The 16,388-nt window shown below is 39.7% G+C and carries 13 protein-coding genes; 8 read left to right on the top strand and 5 right to left on the bottom strand.

The features are described from left to right. Positions 1-297 precede the first annotated feature (297 nt). A complete protein-coding gene (locus DC498_RS05905; protein ID WP_206197535.1) occupies positions 298-891 on the bottom strand; it encodes a transposase in 594 nt (197 codons plus the stop codon). A gap of 90 nt (positions 892-981) precedes the next feature. Here DC498_RS05905 and DC498_RS05910 point away from each other — a divergent pair, with 90 nt between their 5' ends. Then, complete coding sequence (locus tag DC498_RS05910) at positions 982-2,670, top strand: hypothetical protein (RefSeq protein WP_116873212.1); 1,689 nt, start codon at positions 982-984, stop codon at positions 2,668-2,670. 18 nt (positions 2,671-2,688) lie between these two features. Here DC498_RS05910 and DC498_RS05915 read toward each other — a convergent pair whose 3' ends face one another. Both DC498_RS05915 and DC498_RS05920 read right to left on the bottom strand, forming a co-directional pair. After that, the gene (locus tag DC498_RS05915; RefSeq protein WP_240627882.1) at positions 2,689-4,854 is read right to left on the bottom strand and encodes a glycoside hydrolase family 31 protein; all 2,166 of its coding nucleotides are present in this window, start codon (positions 4,852-4,854) and stop codon (positions 2,689-2,691) included. Between the two features lie 250 nt (positions 4,855-5,104). Beyond that, positions 5,105-6,007 (bottom strand): alkaline phosphatase family protein, encoded by a 903-nt coding sequence (locus DC498_RS05920; RefSeq protein WP_116873213.1) that lies wholly within the window; start codon positions 6,005-6,007, stop codon positions 5,105-5,107. 159 nt (positions 6,008-6,166) lie between these two features. On the opposite strand from DC498_RS05920, the gene DC498_RS05925 reads away from it, so the two are divergent. Next, on the top strand, positions 6,167-6,526 hold the full coding sequence (locus DC498_RS05925; protein WP_133176774.1) for a hypothetical protein: 360 nt from the start codon (positions 6,167-6,169) through the stop codon (positions 6,524-6,526). A gap of 100 nt (positions 6,527-6,626) precedes the next feature. Here the strand turns inward: DC498_RS05925 and DC498_RS05930 are convergent, their stop codons facing one another. Beyond that, positions 6,627-8,198, bottom strand: a complete 1,572-nt coding sequence (locus DC498_RS05930) for a glycoside hydrolase family 32 protein (RefSeq protein ID WP_116873215.1) — start codon at positions 8,196-8,198, stop codon at positions 6,627-6,629. Positions 8,199-8,302: 104 nt separating this feature from the next. Here DC498_RS05930 and DC498_RS05935 point away from each other — a divergent pair, with 104 nt between their 5' ends. From DC498_RS05935 to DC498_RS05955, 5 genes are all read left to right on the top strand, one after another. Next, positions 8,303-8,812 (top strand): YdeI/OmpD-associated family protein, encoded by a 510-nt coding sequence (locus DC498_RS05935; protein WP_116873216.1) that lies wholly within the window; start codon positions 8,303-8,305, stop codon positions 8,810-8,812. A 109-nt stretch (positions 8,813-8,921) separates the two neighbouring features. Beyond that, positions 8,922-9,443, top strand: a complete 522-nt coding sequence (locus DC498_RS05940; RefSeq protein ID WP_116873217.1) for a KdsC family phosphatase — start codon at positions 8,922-8,924, stop codon at positions 9,441-9,443. 68 nt (positions 9,444-9,511) lie between these two features. Continuing rightward, complete coding sequence (locus DC498_RS05945; RefSeq protein ID WP_116873218.1) at positions 9,512-10,696, top strand: acyl-CoA dehydrogenase family protein; 1,185 nt, start codon at positions 9,512-9,514, stop codon at positions 10,694-10,696. A gap of 137 nt (positions 10,697-10,833) precedes the next feature. Then, the gene (locus tag DC498_RS05950) at positions 10,834-11,340 is read left to right on the top strand and encodes a shikimate kinase (protein WP_116873219.1); all 507 of its coding nucleotides are present in this window, start codon (positions 10,834-10,836) and stop codon (positions 11,338-11,340) included. Then, the gene (locus tag DC498_RS05955) at positions 11,333-11,764 is read left to right on the top strand and encodes a DUF423 domain-containing protein (protein ID WP_116873220.1); all 432 of its coding nucleotides are present in this window, start codon (positions 11,333-11,335) and stop codon (positions 11,762-11,764) included. The genes DC498_RS05950 and DC498_RS05955 overlap by 8 nt, the downstream gene beginning before the upstream one ends. A 3-nt stretch (positions 11,765-11,767) precedes the next feature. Here the strand turns inward: DC498_RS05955 and DC498_RS05960 are convergent, their stop codons facing one another. Then, positions 11,768-13,705: a sensor histidine kinase gene (locus DC498_RS05960; RefSeq protein WP_116873221.1), complete on the bottom strand. Its 1,938-nt coding sequence runs from the start codon at positions 13,703-13,705 to the stop codon at positions 11,768-11,770. Positions 13,706-13,820: 115 nt separating this feature from the next. Between DC498_RS05960 and DC498_RS05965 the strand changes: the two genes are divergently transcribed. Continuing rightward, entirely contained in the window at positions 13,821-16,343 is a 2,523-nt protein-coding gene (locus tag DC498_RS05965; protein ID WP_116873222.1) for an FtsK/SpoIIIE family DNA translocase, read from the top strand. Positions 16,344-16,388 lie beyond the last annotated feature (45 nt).

The following is a 16,388-nucleotide window of genomic DNA, read 5'->3' on the forward strand; positions in this document are numbered from 1 at the left end:
AGTATGAAAAATAGTGCAGGTAATTTTGCTAAACGCCATTATTGTTAACGAGTTATACACAAGAATGACACCTTGACGAATGTTATGAACAAAGTGTGGATAAGAAAGGAGATATGGAGGATTTTTATGGGAAAACTACGAGGAAAATTTCTAAACGATTGTCGCAAAGTCTTCACATATATTTTTTATTGAATAAATGGTGAATGGGGGATGCAAATTAATACAATGTAGAGACAAGGCACACCTTGTCTCTACATTGTTGTGCCATAAAATTTATCTTCCTTCCATTTCGCCGGATTATTGGCTATATAATTTTTTGATGCGTTGGTATTCTTCTGCGCTGCGAATAATATGTTCGTAAAAACGCGCCTGCCACCTAAATGCCAGCCCTAACCGGTTTGCATGTTTGGTTACTGCCGATTTATACGAACCGCTAATAGATGATACAGAATTTTTACCTTGGTTTTGAAATCGTTGTTGACCAATGGTGGGTGGCGGTTGTGATTGTTTTGGTGGATTTACCTGTAGAGACAAGGCATGCCTTGTCTCTACAGGTACGCCATCGTTGCCAGTTAAAATCAAAATGCCATGTATATGATTGGGCATTATAACAAATTCGTCAAGGTCAATATTTTTTGCATGATTTTTTATTTCATGCCAGAGAACATCTGCCAATATTCCTTGTTTAGATAAAACTATTTTTGCGGTTTCAATTTCACCAAAATAATATTCCCTGTTCAGAGTACAGATAGTTATGAAATATGGTGCATTCCACCTGTAATCCCGGTTTTGTAAACGCGTAGAAGCAATGCGATATTTATTCTGAAATTTATCTGACATAGGTTGAGCAGTTAAACATCCTTGAGTAAGACTTTGATATGGTGTTCCCAATATAAATTTACTTTTTCAACCACATATTTGTATAAGATATTCTTCCAGTCAATTTACAAGCTAAATTTCTTCTTACTATCTTTGGTCAATATGAAAAAAATGGTTTCAGTACCGAAGTATATTATTACCGGTTTTTTATTATGCAGTATACAATTGAACGTGTCCGCTCAAACATCCGCCAATAACGCAACCCCTAAAATCGTCAATATCATCAACTTCATCCGCCTGCTTGAGCCACGTGATGCAGCCATAACGGAGGATGTATTATTTCAAACTGTTGTAAAGCAGGTAGAGATAATGAGAAAATATAAATTGCCCGGAACATTTTTATTGCAGTATGATGCATTAATGGATGCGCGATACCAGCAACTTTTAAAAAGTCTTCCGGCTGATTCTTTTGAAATAGGCGGCTGGTGGGAAATTCCGCAGCCGCTGGTGGAAAAAGCCGGTTATAAATGGCGTGGACGTTACCCCTGGGACTGGCATGCGAATGTCGGTTTTTCTACGGGGTATATTCCATCGGAGCGGGAGAAACTGGTGGATGTATACATGGAGGATTTTAAAAAAATATTCGGTTATTATCCCAAATCTTTTGCCTCATGGTTTATTGATGCGCATACACTCAATTATATGTATGAAAAATATAAGATTGTTGCGTCTGCCAATTGCAAAGACCAGGTAGGTACTGACGGATATACATTATGGGGCGGATACTGGAACCAGGCATATTACCCGAGCAAGGTAAATAGTTATATGCCTGCACAAACAGAAACTAATCAAACGCCTGTCCCGGTTTTCAGAATGTTGGGCAGCGATCCGGTGCGGCAGTACGACGATAAGGGAAGCGGAAGCAACGGGCAAGGCGTTGTTACGCTTGAGCCGGTATACCGGTTTGGCGGCGGAGATTCGGCCTGGGTGCATTGGTATTTCAAAACATTTACCGAAGGGCAGTGCATGGCGTATAATTATGTGCAGGCAGGACAGGAAAATTCTTTTACCTGGAATGCCATGAAGAAGGGCTTTGAAATACAAATGCCATTGATCGCACAATTGAGAGATGAAAAGAAACTGCAAGTAGAAACGTTGGCTGCTTCAGGTGAATGGTTTAAGAAGCAATATAAACTAACTCCACCCACATCTGTAACGGTGAATGATGATTTAGGCGATAGCAATAAAAAAACAGTTTGGTTCAACAGCCGTTTCTATCGCTTTAATTTATTATGGGATAGTAACAATACACTCCGTTTCAGGGATATCCATTTGTTTGATGAAAACCTTCCTTCTTACTATACTGAAAATGTAACAACCACCAATGAATGTGCTTTTTATACGCTGCCTTTTGTAGATGGTTATTTATGGAGCACACATGGAAAAACCGCGGCATTGCGTTTTAAAGCAATGGTTAATGGAAAAGAAATAATGATAGAAGGCGGCAGCCCGGTTATAAAAGATAATATAGCCGGTAAATTATTTATTGAGTGGCCGGTAAAATCATTCAACGCAAAAATGCTGATGGAGATAAATGAAAAGCAGTTCACCATTAAGATGGAAGGAGCGGGCAACGCTGACTGGTTTTTAGAATTATCGGCAGGTGATACGGCAAAGTTGCCTTTTACTAAAATCACTTCTAAAGCAATATACTGCCGCTTTGAAAAAATGAATTATCATGTAAAGGCAGGAAAAGGAAATTTTTCAAGATCGCCGAAAGACGAAGTGATCAGGATAAAGCCAGAGAAGCATGTGCTGACATTGAATTTTTCAGAGCGTTCCGGCATGTAATAATACATTACCTGTGCATCATCTGCTCTTTGTTATAAACTCCCAGGTAACATTATTGTAATGAAAGTATTTGCTTTTAGGCAATACCGCATTTCCTTTAAGTGCGCCTTTCTTATCTTTCTTTACAGATAAAGTTGCTTTGGCAAAATTTCCTTTTTCATAATCAAAGGTTTCACCATCATCGTCGTATAATTCCATTGTGTTTTCAATATTGCCATAATATCTTACCTGCAGCGGAAGCATTTCATTTTTTTCAGGTGTATGCGGCATATACGGTATCATAGGTATAAAACCTCCTTCTTTTACAAATAATGGGATCTTTCCAAGCTTCTGTTTGATTTTAATGATATCGCTTTCGCCTGCAAGCTCCCCGGTATAAAAATCATACCATCTGCCTTTGGGTAAAATCACCTCACGCTCTTCCTGCCCTGCAAATAACGGCGCAACCAATATATAATCGCCAAGCATAAACTGGTCATTAATATCTTTCTTCAGCGCCATTTCATAAGGATTATCAGAAGAGTTCAGTTTCCCCTTTTCAGTTTTTGCATCAAAATAAAAACCATCCGCCAGGTTCATTGCCCTGACCGGCGGCTTGCCTTCAAAATGATATTGCGCAAAGCTGTTATACAAATAGGGCAACAATTGCATACGCAATGTCATCACATCTTTTACTTCGTCTGCAACCTCAGGGAACGACCAGGGCTTTGTTCCATCAGCCCATGCATTGAGCATCGCCATAGGCGAAAAGCAAACCGTTTGCATACGGCGCAACCATTCTTCCGCGGTTTTGGAAGAGCGGGCTTCCGGCGTCCACAACACGCCTATAAAACTACTGTTGCAAAGCGCGGTTATAAAATCGCGGTGATTATAGTAATCATTGTAAATCACATAAGGCATAGAAGATGCGCCGGCATTGGAGGCGCGGGTAAGTCCATAAGTACGTTGATTTTTTTCGCGAAACCATGCATCACTCATTTTCTGAAATTGTAACCCGTATATCTGCCGCATTTGTTCACCACTTACGCCAGAAGGAAATTTGGCGGCATCAGGCCATAGCCAGAAATCATAACCATCTGTTTCATCCACTTTATAGCCAGATACGCCTATATTAAGATGCTGTTGCGAAAATAATTGCTTGTATAGATCCTGCACAGGTTTCATGGTAAGGTCGGGAACCTGACCCGCCCAAACAGTATGGGTTCCGGTATAAGGCTGCATTTCGTTAAAGAATGGTGCATGGGAAGAGATATAAGGATTGATCCATAAATTGACACGTATATTTTTACTGAGGAGTTGTTGTACAAAATTTTCCGGCTGCGGAAAACGGCTCTCATCCCAAACAAAATTGTTTGGATAGGAATAGGTTTGCCAGCCTGGTTCAAGCCCAACAAAACTTAAAGGGTAGCCTTTTTCTTCAAATGCGTTCACTTCTTCCATCACCTGCTTGTCAGTATATAATGTTGGTACACGCTGTGTAAAACCAAGTCCCCATTTAGGTGGCAGAACACCGCCTCCGCAGAACAGGTTATAGCGCTGCACTACTTCCATCGGATTGCGGCCTGCAAAAATGTATATCTCTGCACCTGCTGAAGGTATTATCATTTCCACAGCATCAGAATAAGGTTGCGGGTTCCAGTTGCGCTGTGTATTGCGGTTCATTTCTTCCGGCGGATTTTTGCTATCCTTTCTAACGGCTATGCCTGCATATACTTTAATGCGGCGCGCCACATTAACAAGCACGCCATAACCATTATCAGAAATATAAAAAGGAACAGGGGCATGCGTGCGGCCATTATCTTCGCCACCGTAATGATCAACCTGCAGTTCTTTTACCGTGCCTCTTTGCTGTACTGATTTAAAATTCAGTCCCAGCCCAAATAACTGTTCATTTTTTAAAAGCGGAAACCACAGCATGGTTTTAGCGTCATATTGTTCGCTTGTGCTTTGCCGTAGGTTTTGAGGAAAAGTTGTTTCACCAAGCTTTTGTAATGCATGCATATCAGGTTTAATGCCGGCAATGCGTAAGGGGTCAATATTTTCCGGGTTGCCGGTAACGGCTTTCCATACGCCTGGTGCAACAGGCACCCAATCCATTGTATGCGATTGTGCCAAAATAGGATTTTGTATAAAGAACAGGCTGAGCATTGCAGGGAGCAGGCGATGAATGACAGAATATTTCATTGTTTTGTGAGTATATGAACTTTACTGCAGGCAAGACTATATAATTTATTACTTTTTTGCCTCCGCAGCCGGCGGGCTGCGTAACCGGAACGCCGCTGCTTTTTGTCTTTTGAAAAAATATGCTTCGCATTTTTTCAATTCCGCCTGCGGCGGAACCAGACAAAAAGAGGCGGCTAACCCGGTTACTGGTAAAATGTATATAGATTGTAAGTTTCATTAAAGTATTTGTATTTTAAATGGCTTGCCCCGGTTACTTAAAAATCCCTTCCGGTAGCACGCCAATCCAGCTTTCCGGTAATTTTTTTCTTTTAATGCCAAATAGCTGAGCCACTACAAGCGCTGTGTTTTTATTGCTGTTGTAAAATTCTTTTAATCCCTGTTTTTTTATTTTCGGGCCAACAACTCCCCAGGGGACCTGCATTTCATGCATACTTACACCGCCGTGTTTCTTTTCAATGCCTCCATGATCTGTTATAAGAATAAAGTGTGTATCGTTAAACAGGTTTTCGGCTTTGAGGTTATTGATTAGTTTACCAATAGCTATATCGCCTTGTTCAATAGCCTGCAAATATTCCGGCGACATCCAGTTATAAGTATGCCCTGCATGATCTGTATGCACGCTGTATAAAAAAACAAGTGTTGGGTCTTGCTTATTGGCTACTATAAAGTTGAAAGCTTTCTCATAATTACGCTCATAGCCTTCATGGTCTTCAAAAGATATTTCATCAAAGTATCGTTTATTTATTGAGTTGATCAGATCGGCCCAGTTATAATAATACCCGGTCTTAACATTTGGAACCTGCTCTTTTAATATTTTAAAAATAGAAGGATAATATCCGTCCTGGTCCTTATCAATTGGTTCAAGCTGATGCGAGGCTAATTTCCAGTCGTTACCTGTTACGCCATGCTCTTCAGGACCTGAGCCTGTGAGATGACTTGTCCAGTTAGGAAGTGTAACAGAAGGCATAACAGGTCTGGTAGTTAATGAATACGTTCCTTCAGCCAGTAACTGGTCAAGATTAGGGTGTTTGGATCCGTTAAAGCCTTCTGAGCCAAAGCCATCAAGACCTATAATAATTACTCTTTTTTGTGCGGAAACACTCATGCTGAAGAGCATTGCTGCCAGGAGCATAAAAGATGTGAGGGATTTCATACTGTGATTTTAGGATAGACAAGATATGTTTTTTGTTAGAACAAAACATCTTCTTGCTGGAATAAGAGAGGCTTGTTGCTATTTTTTCTACTCATGCAGGTAACAAATACGCCACAATGCTTATATAGACAACAAATATTTAAAACTAAAAAATCATTTATGGAAATCAAGTCATATTATGTAGGAACCAACAGGCAGCGTGATGCAGCGAATTATCATAGAAGGTGGATTTCGCTTGTGCCTAAAACACCCACGGCACAGGTACAAAATATTGTAATTTATTTTTTTGTAGGAGAAACCATTACTAACGATGCCGATGTTGGATATGTAACGCCCGCCACTACAAAATTTGTGGTAGCGTATGCGCCGGTAGCTGATTTTGAAGATATGTACAAGATTTTGCAAAGCGAAAAGCCTGTTCATTTTAACTGGGCTGCGGATAGTGCTAATAAATTATATTGGTTTCAAATATCAACAAATGAAGAACCGCTTGGCGAAGGTCCGAGGGATTTCAGTTAAAAATATTCTGGGTGCAAAATGGGGTTGGACTAAAGCGGCAAAATAAATTGTCGCTTTTTAATTATCTGCCCTTCATGACAGAGCTATTGATAAAATGGCATCAGTAACTATTTGTTTGCGCCATTTTCCAAACCTGTACTTCTTTAGCCGATACTTTTTCTCCTTTACTGAAAATTTTAATTCCTGTACTTTCAGCCAGCTCAGGATATACTACCTGGGTAATACATTGCCGGCCATTTGCAAATACTTCAATAACTGACCGGTCAATAAAAATATCCAGCAATAATTTTTCTCCCGGCTTTAATTCAAACGGCGCTGATTGTTCAGATACTTTTTCCGGGAAACCATCTACAGGTTTTCCAAACATGGCATTGGCCGGCATCATAACCGGTCCGTTAACAGACGACTTTATAAAATTGATAGTGATATCCTTTTTTATAGGATCATAGCTGATCACGGTTTCTTCCCTGCCATCCGGTGAGCAAAATACCTTTACGCCGTAAGCTGATCTGTTTCCCCCTTCCAACTCCAATTTTATTTCCAGGGAAGTACCTGATGCTTTAAGCGTTTTTTCGCTATCGGGCGATACAACAATATTTTCTTCCTTTGCCTCACTGGTACGTATAGCCGAAATTTCCGCAGGAGGATTGATTTGCAGTATATTGTTTTTATCAAGAGATAGTACCCGTGGCATGCTCATAATGCCGGACCAGCCATAGTCTTTAAAACCCGCGGGTTTTCTTTCCAATACCCAGCCCCAGATAATATTTCTTCCATTATCATCCTTTAACTGTTCCGGTGCAAAAAAAGTACCACCCGGCCAATTCATTCTTCCATGTTGTTCTATTGTGTAATGATCATTAGCAAAATTTCCGATAAAATACTGAGCACCTATGTTATGACTAATGAATAAAAGCATTGACTTTCCTCCAATTGAAAAAAAGTCCGGGCAGGAAAGATCTTCACTATCATATAAAAATTTTTTATTGCCATCCAGCAGCCGCCCCAGATGCTGCCATGTATACATATCCTTTGATTTAAAAAGCGCAGGATTTTTTCCTCCCGAGATCTGGTAATAGTATCCGGCTTTAGTATCATACCACCCTTCAGGATCCCAGGCTGAATATTCCGCTTTGTTGTTCAATGGATCTTTAATATCGGGGGTTTTTAATACAGGGTTACCTTCAAATTTTTTCCAGGCTTTTAAATCATCATCATTAGAGTAGGCTACCATGTTAGCATTAGCACCTTCGCCATGATACATAATATGTGGTATGCCTTCCTTTGATAAAAAAGTGCCGCCGCTGAAAATGCCCTTTTCCAGGTCTCCGTTTTTTATATCAAGCATATCAGGGTACAATGACCAATGCAGGAGATCTGTAGATACGGCGTGCCCCCAAACATGCTCATATTTTCCGTTACGCAACTTTTGGTATATATACCCGAGATGATATTTTCCTTTCCAGTAAATAGCACCGTTTGGATCAAATGGCATAGCATGGCCTTCAGGCGCCACAAAATGGTATATAGGCCGGTGAGGGTCAGATTGCATCAATGTTCGGAGTTCACGGGTGTTATTGATGAGTGCCGGAATATCTTTTTTATCTGTATCCTGGGCGCAGGAAAAGCAAACAAAACCCAGCAATAGTGTAAGTGTCACTAAAAATTTCATACAGCTTATATTGAGAAATAAATATAGTCAACTTAATAAAGAGTAAAATATGCTGTCAGGTATACTTACTTCTTAAAGATTATGTATTTTGGATTTATATAAAGATGATAACCTTTACCGCTATACTCCAGAAATTTGATGAGCACGGAGATAAAACCGGCTGGACTTATATTGAAGTTCCCGCAGATATAGCAGAGAAGCTGAATCCCGGCAATAAAAAAGCATTCAGGGTGAAGGGCAAATTAGACAGCTATGTTATACAGGGCGTAGGTTTAATACCAATGGGAGGAGGAAAATACCTTCTTGCAGTGAATGCTGCTATGCGAAAGGGTATTAAAAAGAATAAGGGCGCTATGGTAAAAGTGCAGTTAGCTGTTGATAAGCCTTATGAGCTTTCAAAAGAACTCCTCGATTGCCTGGCGGATGAACCTCCTGCCCTGGCATTTTTTCAATCACTTCCCCAGGCACACCAGAATTATTTTTCCAAATGGATTGAAAGCGCCAAAACTGAAGCCACCCGGGCAAAGCGCATAGCCATGACAGTAAGCGCTACTGCAAAAAAATGGGGTTACCCGGAAATGATAAGAGCCGCGAAGAAAGAAAAAGACGGTTAATGGCCTGCCTGTTGTGATAAAATTTCTTCAATTATATTTGACGAATTATTTACGGTGAGCAGGGAATAGGCAATGGGCACTATTCACTATTCACCATTCACCATTCACTATGAACGTACTTGAACAATTTAAAAAAATAACCACTTTTATTTTTGATGTTGATGGGGTAATGACAGACGGGAGCATAAGCATAGTGCCCGGGCTTGAATATATACGCACTATGAATACCAAAGACGGGTATGTTTTGCAACTGGCTGTGAAAAAGGGATACCGGGTGGTAGTGATAACAGGCGGAAACGTGCTGCCGGTTGTAGAACGCATGAACAGCCTTGGCATTACTGATGTGTTTCACCGGGTAAAAAATAAAATAGAAATATATAACCGGTATATAAGCGATAATATGTTGAATGCAGCAGAGATTCTTTATATGGGTGATGATATACCGGATTATGAAGTAATGCAGGCTGTTGGGTTGGCGTGTTGCCCCTCGGATGCTGTGCAGGAAATTAAGCGTATTTCACATTATATTTCGCCACTGCCGGGAGGTAAGGGCTGTGTTAGAGATGTAATAGAAAAAGTATTAAAACTGAACGGACATTGGGAACTGAGCACAGAGATAAAAAGTATCTGACCACTAAAAACTCCTTTTGCACTCTCGTTTACTTCCTTATCTTTAAATAATTATTAAATGTTTGCCTGATGGCTGCACGTACCGACCAGTTTGTAAGCCCTGATTATCTGCTGCTTGATGATTTACTTTCGGAAGAACAGATCATGATCAGGGAAACGGTAAGAAGTTATGTAAAAAAAGAAATTTCTCCCATTATAGAAGATTACGCTCAAAAAGCTGAATTTCCTCAACAGATAGTAAAGCAGATGGGTGACCTGGGTTGCTTTGGCCCCACTATACCGCAACAATATGGAGGAGGGAGTTTAGATTATATAAGTTATGGATTGATGATGCAGGAACTGGAAAGGGGAGATAGCGGTGTTCGCTCAACCGCCTCTGTACAGGGCAGCCTGGTAATGTATCCCATTTATGAATATGGCAGCGAGGAGCAGCGCAATAAATATCTTCCAAAACTTGCAAGCGGCGAATGGCTTGGTTGTTTTGGATTAACGGAACCGGATCATGGCTCTAACCCTGCCGGCATGCTTACCAATATTAAAGATGCAGGCGACCATGTAATATTGAACGGCGCTAAAATGTGGATCAGTAACGCGCCTTATGCACAGGTTGCAGTAGTTTGGGCAAAGGATGAAAATGGTGATATACGTGGGCTGATACTGGAAAGAGGGATGGAAGGTTTCAGCACACCCACAACGCATGGTAAATGGAGTTTACGCGCTTCTGCCACCGGTGAGCTCGTATTTGATAATGTAAAAGTTCCCAAAACTAATATACTGCCTAATGTAAAAGGATTAAAAGGCCCGTTGGGATGCCTGACCAAAGCCAGGTTTGGTATTGCCTGGGGAACCATTGGAGCGGCAATGGATTGCTATGATACTGCGCTGAGGTATTCAAAAGAGAGAATTCAGTTTGACAGGCCGATAGGAGGATTTCAGTTGCAGCAAAAAAAACTGGCTGAAATGATCACTGAAATAAGTAAAGCGCAATTATTGAACTGGCGTATTGCCGTTTTAATGAACGAAGGAAAAGCTACTCCCCAGCAGGTAAGCATGGCCAAAAGAAATGGCTGCGAAGTGGCTACCAGTATTTGCAGGGCTGCCCGGCAGATGCTTGGTGGCATGGGCATTACGGGTGAGTATTCCGTTATGCGCCATATGATGAACCTGGAAAGCGTAATAACCTACGAGGGCACCCATGATATACATTTGCTGATTACAGGAATGGATATAACGGGGTTGAATGCCTTTAAATAGGTAGTTCTGCATTTGGGTAAGTTCTTTATTTTTTATTTAACTGATTTTTTTAAACCACTAAGCAGTTAAGCATAGTTAAGTGTTTTCTTAATGTTTCTTAATGCCTTAATGGTTCGTTTAGTTATAAACCCGACAGCATGAGGATTTTTCTTTTGGGGTATATGGGAACCGGAAAAACGTATTGGGGTAAGCTATGGGCTGCCCGGCATGGCATGGATTTTTTCGACCTCGATCATGAAATTGAGCGAAACGCGGGAATGACCATCCGGGAAATGTTTGAAAAACACGGAGAAAGTTTTTTCAGGGAGAAGGAGAAGGAAGCATTGTACCAGTTTAAAAATAAGAATGACTTTATTCTTTCTACCGGGGGAGGAACACCTTGCTTTTTTGATAATATGCAATGGATGAATGATAACGGAATTACAATTTATTTAAATACATCTGTTCAGGTATTGGCGGAAAGATTGACTAAAGAAAAAGACCACCGTCCTCTTATCAAAAACCTTACAAACGAAGAGCTTATACCGTTCATAGAGAACAATATAAACAAGAGAAATAAGTTTTATATACAATCAGGTGTAATTCTGAACACAGAAACAATTGCAGAAGATACATTTGAACAAATAATGAGAAAGTATGTCTAAACGTTTTATTCAATATGCAGCACTGCTTGGCGCTTTTAGTGTAGCGCTTGGCGCATTTGGCGCTCACAGCCTTAAAAAACTGATAGATGAAAATGCGCTTTCAACTTTTGAAACAGGTGTACGCTACCAGTTTTATCACACATTTGCATTGCTGTCTGTTGGCATTTTATACCGCCGTATGCCAACGAAACTGATGGAATGGGCGGGTATTCTTTTTATTTCAGGTATCGTGTTGTTTTGCGGCTCTTTGTATATGCTCACTTATTTGCAGGCTACTGAAAATGTTGGATTAAAAGGGGTAGGAGCAGTTACTCCACTTGGTGGTATTTGTTTTATTGCCGGATGGATATGTATTTTTATACAGGCGCTTAAACCAAGCACACATACGCACAGGAGGGAGAAATCCTCATCTTCTCCGGATTGATCTTCATTTTTGTAAGGCAATTTCCAGTATAACAGCAGTGCCGTTGAGGTTTTGTATATATAATTCTCCCTGTATTGTTTCCATTCTTTTTTTGATATGTACAAACCTGTTGTCATTTACCGATACCTCCTCATATGACATACGCGTACTATTATCTTTAATGATTACAGTGAGATTTTGATTGATATGTACAGCAATAGTTACAGTATTGGCATCAGTATAATTTAATATATTATTCAGCGCCTCTTTTACCGCTAAAAAAATATTTCTTCTTTTTATTCCTGTCATTTCTATTGCCGGTATCTGCTCCGGCGCAATTACCTCACACTGAATATTGGTATTTTCAAAAAAATCAGAAGCATAGCTTTTGATATAAGCAATGAGATTAGAAAGCGTATCATTTACAGGGCTCATGCTCCATATAATAGCATTCATTTTACTTAAAAGATCGTTGGCTGATGCTGATATCTTTTCTATCTCCGGCATATTTTCCCTGTATGTTCTTTGTTTTGCAAGTTCACTCATCAGGCGTATTGCTGTCATGCCACCGCCTAATTCATCATGCATATCCGCAGAAATCCGGTTTCTTTCTTCCTGTCTTGCCTGTATGATGGCAAGTTGTTTTTCAAAATTTTTTTTGTCATTTTCGTGGTTAACCGCATCTTCGGTTTTTATCTTGTTGATCAGTTCCGTCCTGCTTTTATAGGTTAAACCCAAGAGAAAAAAAGCAAGTTCTCCTACCAGTCCCATTTCATAGTGAAACAATGCGTGGGAGAATATAGAAGATTGTTGTACCGGGGAAATGATGATGGTAAGCGATATAAAACCAAATACAATAACGCATATATTTCCCCATATAATATAATTTATAAGTTTGCTTTTCTCTCTAAACCCAAGACCTATAAAAAATAAACCTATCCCAAGAATGACATATTTCATTACCATTTCCATTATAGAAAGTCCGGCAATATCATCTGTAAGAAAATAGGTAAACGTATAAGCAAAAGCAAAAATGATTGACAGTATCTCTATACAATTCAGCACAAGATTTAATAACTTATTGGTTTGTTTATTTATGCTCAGAAAATACTTTAAAAAGTAAACATAGAAAACGATACCCCCCAATAGCAGTGCGAAGTCCATGTATTCCTCAAAAAAGTAGTTAAAGTCGGAAGTGGATAAGTATAGATATGTTTTGCCAAATAATATGCTTGCGTTAAATAAGGTATACAGGCAATAAAATAAAAATTCTTTTTTACCGGTTACAATGAAGTTAGCGAATGAAAATATGATCATCATTCCCAAAATGCCTACTATTATATAAGTGAGAATGCTGATCTGGTTATTATCTTCACGCACACGTGCCGCATGGGCAGAGAGAAACGCAGGATTTATTAATTCGGGGCGGAAAGTATTTACCTGGATTCTTACAGGCTGCAGTTGAATGTAATAATAACTGCTTTCTTTAGGTTGCAGTACAATACCCTTGTAGCTGTCTTCAAATTTAAAATCAGGTTTTCTTTCAGCCAGGCTCTGCACATTACTCCCAACTTTAGTAGGTTGCCTGAATAAAAAAATAGATTTAAAATAATACCCGGGATAAAAAAAAACTTCTACGGTGGTGTCGGAAGTATTGGAAAAAAGGGCTTTAATATAAATGTTGGAAGAATTGGCATTGCCACGCAATTTGCCTGATGCAGGTAACAACGCTTCCATATTTTTGTAGGAAAGCAGGGAAATGTCGTTTGGATTTAAAATAGGTGTGTTGCTTGTTGCAATCTCAAATTGCCGGGGAGATAACAGCATTTCTGTTTGAATTGAAGCTACATTCACTTCACTTTTAGTGAAAAAATGATACTGGCTTTTTGCATTTTCAAAAAGTAATATGCAAACAAGCAGGGTGGCTAGCCGCTTATGCTGAAAGAATTGTTTTAGAAGCATTGCTTTCCAAAAATAACAATTTTAGCTTTTTGTGAGCAAATACATAGCTCTAAAAGGAATGCCACAGGCTAATCATCTTATCTTTGTATATCTTTAACTATAGGTTTGAAGTTACATGGCTAATAAACTTAAAAATAAGAAGTCCAAAAACCCTGATCCTGAAAAACTTGCTGTTGATAAAGAGGAAAAGGTAAAGGTGAAGGAAATAGTAAAAGATGAACGCACCTATAAGATTGTAGGCAGCATTCTTTTGCTCACCGCTTTTTTTCTTTTCATTGCATTTACATCTTATATTTTTACCTGGCGGCAAGACCAGGATAAGGTGCTGAAAGGATTCTCCTCGTTTTTATTTGAAGACAACGTTAAAGCTGCCAACCTACTTGGCAGGATAGGAGCTTATGTATCGCATATCTTTTTTTATAAAGGATTTGGGTTGTCTTCCTATCTCTTTTGCACTTTCTTCTTTATTGTTGGCGCCAATCTTTTATTTGAGAAGAAAATTTTCTCTGCATGGAGAAATTTTCGGTATATAGTTGTAGGGCTCATATTTTTCAGTACAACCCTTGCTTTTATTTCCGGAGGAAGCCAGTTTGCATGGGGCGGAGAAATTGGTAATATTACCAGTGAATGGTTAAGCGGTTTGTTAGGCAAGGTGGGCGCTGCCGCGCTTTTACTGGTAGCAGGGTTTTGTTATTTTATATGGCGGTTTAACCCGGTATTTTCTGTTCCCAAATATGGCAAAAAATTGTTGGGTAAAAAGGAAAAAGAGACTTTTATTCCGGTTGATAATTCTTTTAGTGATGAAGCTAAGCTGTTTGTTGAAGAGGGTGTAAGCAAGGGCAAATCCAATGGGCTGAAACATCATGGCGGCGTAGTAGTTATACCTCCTGCAGTTGAAGAAGAGGAGGATGAAGTACTTGAACTGATAGAAAAGGGTGCAACGGTAAAAACAGATGTGCCGCTTGCTTTAACTGATTTGCAGGATGAAAAAGTAAAGCGCCAGCCCGGAAAAAATAAAAAAGATAATAAAGAACCGGAATTACAAATAAATACTGTGGGTAATGAAGACGGGGAAGGGGAAGATGTTGAAGAAGAACAGGCATTTGATGAGCCGGTTGTTAAAGTAGAAAATCTTCCTCCGTATGATCCTATTCTTGATTTGCGGGATTATAAATACCCTTCATTAGATTTGCTTGAAACGCATGGTAGTGAAAGAATAGTACTTGATTCAGCAGAGCTTGAGGCTAATAAGAGCCAGATCATCAGTACGCTTAAGAACTATGATATAGACATACGCCAGATTTTTGCTACGGTAGGTCCCACTGTTACCTTGTATGAAATTGTGCCTGCTGCGGGTGTACGAATCTCCCGTATTAAAAACCTGGAAGATGATATAGCGCTTAGTCTTGCGGCATTGGGGATACGTATTATTGCACCCATTCCCGGAAAAGGAACAATAGGAATAGAAGTGCCGAATGTTAAGAAGACAATTGTAAGCATGAAAGGTCTGTTGTCTTCAGATAAATTTCAACAAAATAAATTTTCACTTCCAATAGCATTAGGTAAAAAAATCGATAACGAACATTTTATAGTAGACCTGGCCACTATGCCACACCTGCTGATGGCAGGAGCAACAGGCCAGGGCAAATCAGTTGGTATTAATGCCATACTCGTTTCATTGCTGTATAAAAAACATCCGTCGCAGTTAAAATTGGTGATGGTAGATCCCAAAAAGGTGGAGCTGAGCTTATACCGGATGATTGAAAAGCATTTCCTGGCAAAATTGCCTGGTGAAGAAGAATCTATTATTACAGATACCAAAAAGGTGGTGCATACACTGAACGCGTTGTGTATTGAAATGGATAACCGTTACGATTTATTGAAAGAAGCGGGTTGCCGGAATATAAGAGAGTATAATGAGAAGTTTATTGCACGCAAGCTGAATCCTGAAAAAGGACATCAGTTCCTGCCATTTATTGTATTGGTGATTGATGAGTTTGCAGATTTGATCATGACTGCCGGTAAAGAAATTGAAATGCCTATTGCAAGACTGGCGCAGCTGGCAAGAGCGGTAGGTATACATTTGATCATTGCTACACAAAGACCATCTGTAAATATTATTACCGGTACTATAAAAGCAAACTTCCCTGCCCGTGTGGCATTTAAAGTATCTTCAAAAATAGATTCAAGAACAATTTTAGATACCGGCGGCGCGGAGCAGTTGATAGGCAGAGGCGATATGCTGGTATCGTATAATGGCGAAGTTACAAGGGTGCAATGTGCGTTTGTAGACACACCCGAAGTAGAGCAAATTGTAGATTTTATCAGTGATCAAAGAGGTTATCCGCAACCATTTTTCCTTCCGGAATATGTGGACGAAAAAGAATTGGAAAAAGGAGATTTTGATTCAGGCAACCGTGATCCGCTTTTTGAGGATGCAGCACGATTGATTGTACAAAGCCAGATAGGGTCAACTTCACTACTGCAACGCCGCATGAAATTAGGATATAATCGTGCCGGCAGATTAATGGATCAACTGGAAGCTGCAGGTATTGTAGGCGCAAACCAGGGCAGTAAAGCAAGAGATGTAATATTTAAAACAGAAACTGAGTTGGAAGAGTTTTTGCAAGCTTTGTAAGAGCAGGCTTTAACATTCGTCATTAAACCTTTTAGTATTTTAATA

Origin of the sequence: Terrimonas sp., assembly GCF_003075435.1 — a bacterium.
Taxonomy (GTDB): Bacteria; Bacteroidota; Bacteroidia; order Chitinophagales; family Chitinophagaceae; genus Agriterribacter.

What these genes read in the sequence shown, in the direction of transcription:
- DC498_RS05930 (WP_116873215.1), bottom strand. Translation starts at nt 8,198, where the DNA reads ATGAAATTTTTAGTGACACTTACACTATTGCTGGGTTTTGTTTGCTTT.
- DC498_RS05915 (WP_240627882.1), bottom strand. Translation starts at nt 4,854, where the DNA reads ATGAAATATTCTGTCATTCATCGCCTGCTCCCTGCAATGCTCAGCCTG.
- DC498_RS05955 (WP_116873220.1), top strand. Translation starts at nt 11,333, where the DNA reads ATGTCTAAACGTTTTATTCAATATGCAGCACTGCTTGGCGCTTTTAGT.
- DC498_RS05910 (WP_116873212.1), top strand. Translation starts at nt 982, where the DNA reads ATGAAAAAAATGGTTTCAGTACCGAAGTATATTATTACCGGTTTTTTA.
- DC498_RS05940 (WP_116873217.1), top strand. Translation starts at nt 8,922, where the DNA reads ATGAACGTACTTGAACAATTTAAAAAAATAACCACTTTTATTTTTGAT.
- DC498_RS05925 (WP_133176774.1), top strand. Translation starts at nt 6,167, where the DNA reads ATGGAAATCAAGTCATATTATGTAGGAACCAACAGGCAGCGTGATGCA.
- DC498_RS05965 (WP_116873222.1), top strand. Translation starts at nt 13,821, where the DNA reads ATGGCTAATAAACTTAAAAATAAGAAGTCCAAAAACCCTGATCCTGAA.
- DC498_RS05945 (WP_116873218.1), top strand. Translation starts at nt 9,512, where the DNA reads ATGGCTGCACGTACCGACCAGTTTGTAAGCCCTGATTATCTGCTGCTT.
- DC498_RS05920 (WP_116873213.1), bottom strand. Translation starts at nt 6,007, where the DNA reads ATGAAATCCCTCACATCTTTTATGCTCCTGGCAGCAATGCTCTTCAGC.
- DC498_RS05935 (WP_116873216.1), top strand. Translation starts at nt 8,303, where the DNA reads ATGATAACCTTTACCGCTATACTCCAGAAATTTGATGAGCACGGAGAT.
- DC498_RS05960 (WP_116873221.1), bottom strand. Translation starts at nt 13,705, where the DNA reads ATGCTTCTAAAACAATTCTTTCAGCATAAGCGGCTAGCCACCCTGCTT.
- DC498_RS05950 (WP_116873219.1), top strand. Translation starts at nt 10,834, where the DNA reads ATGAGGATTTTTCTTTTGGGGTATATGGGAACCGGAAAAACGTATTGG.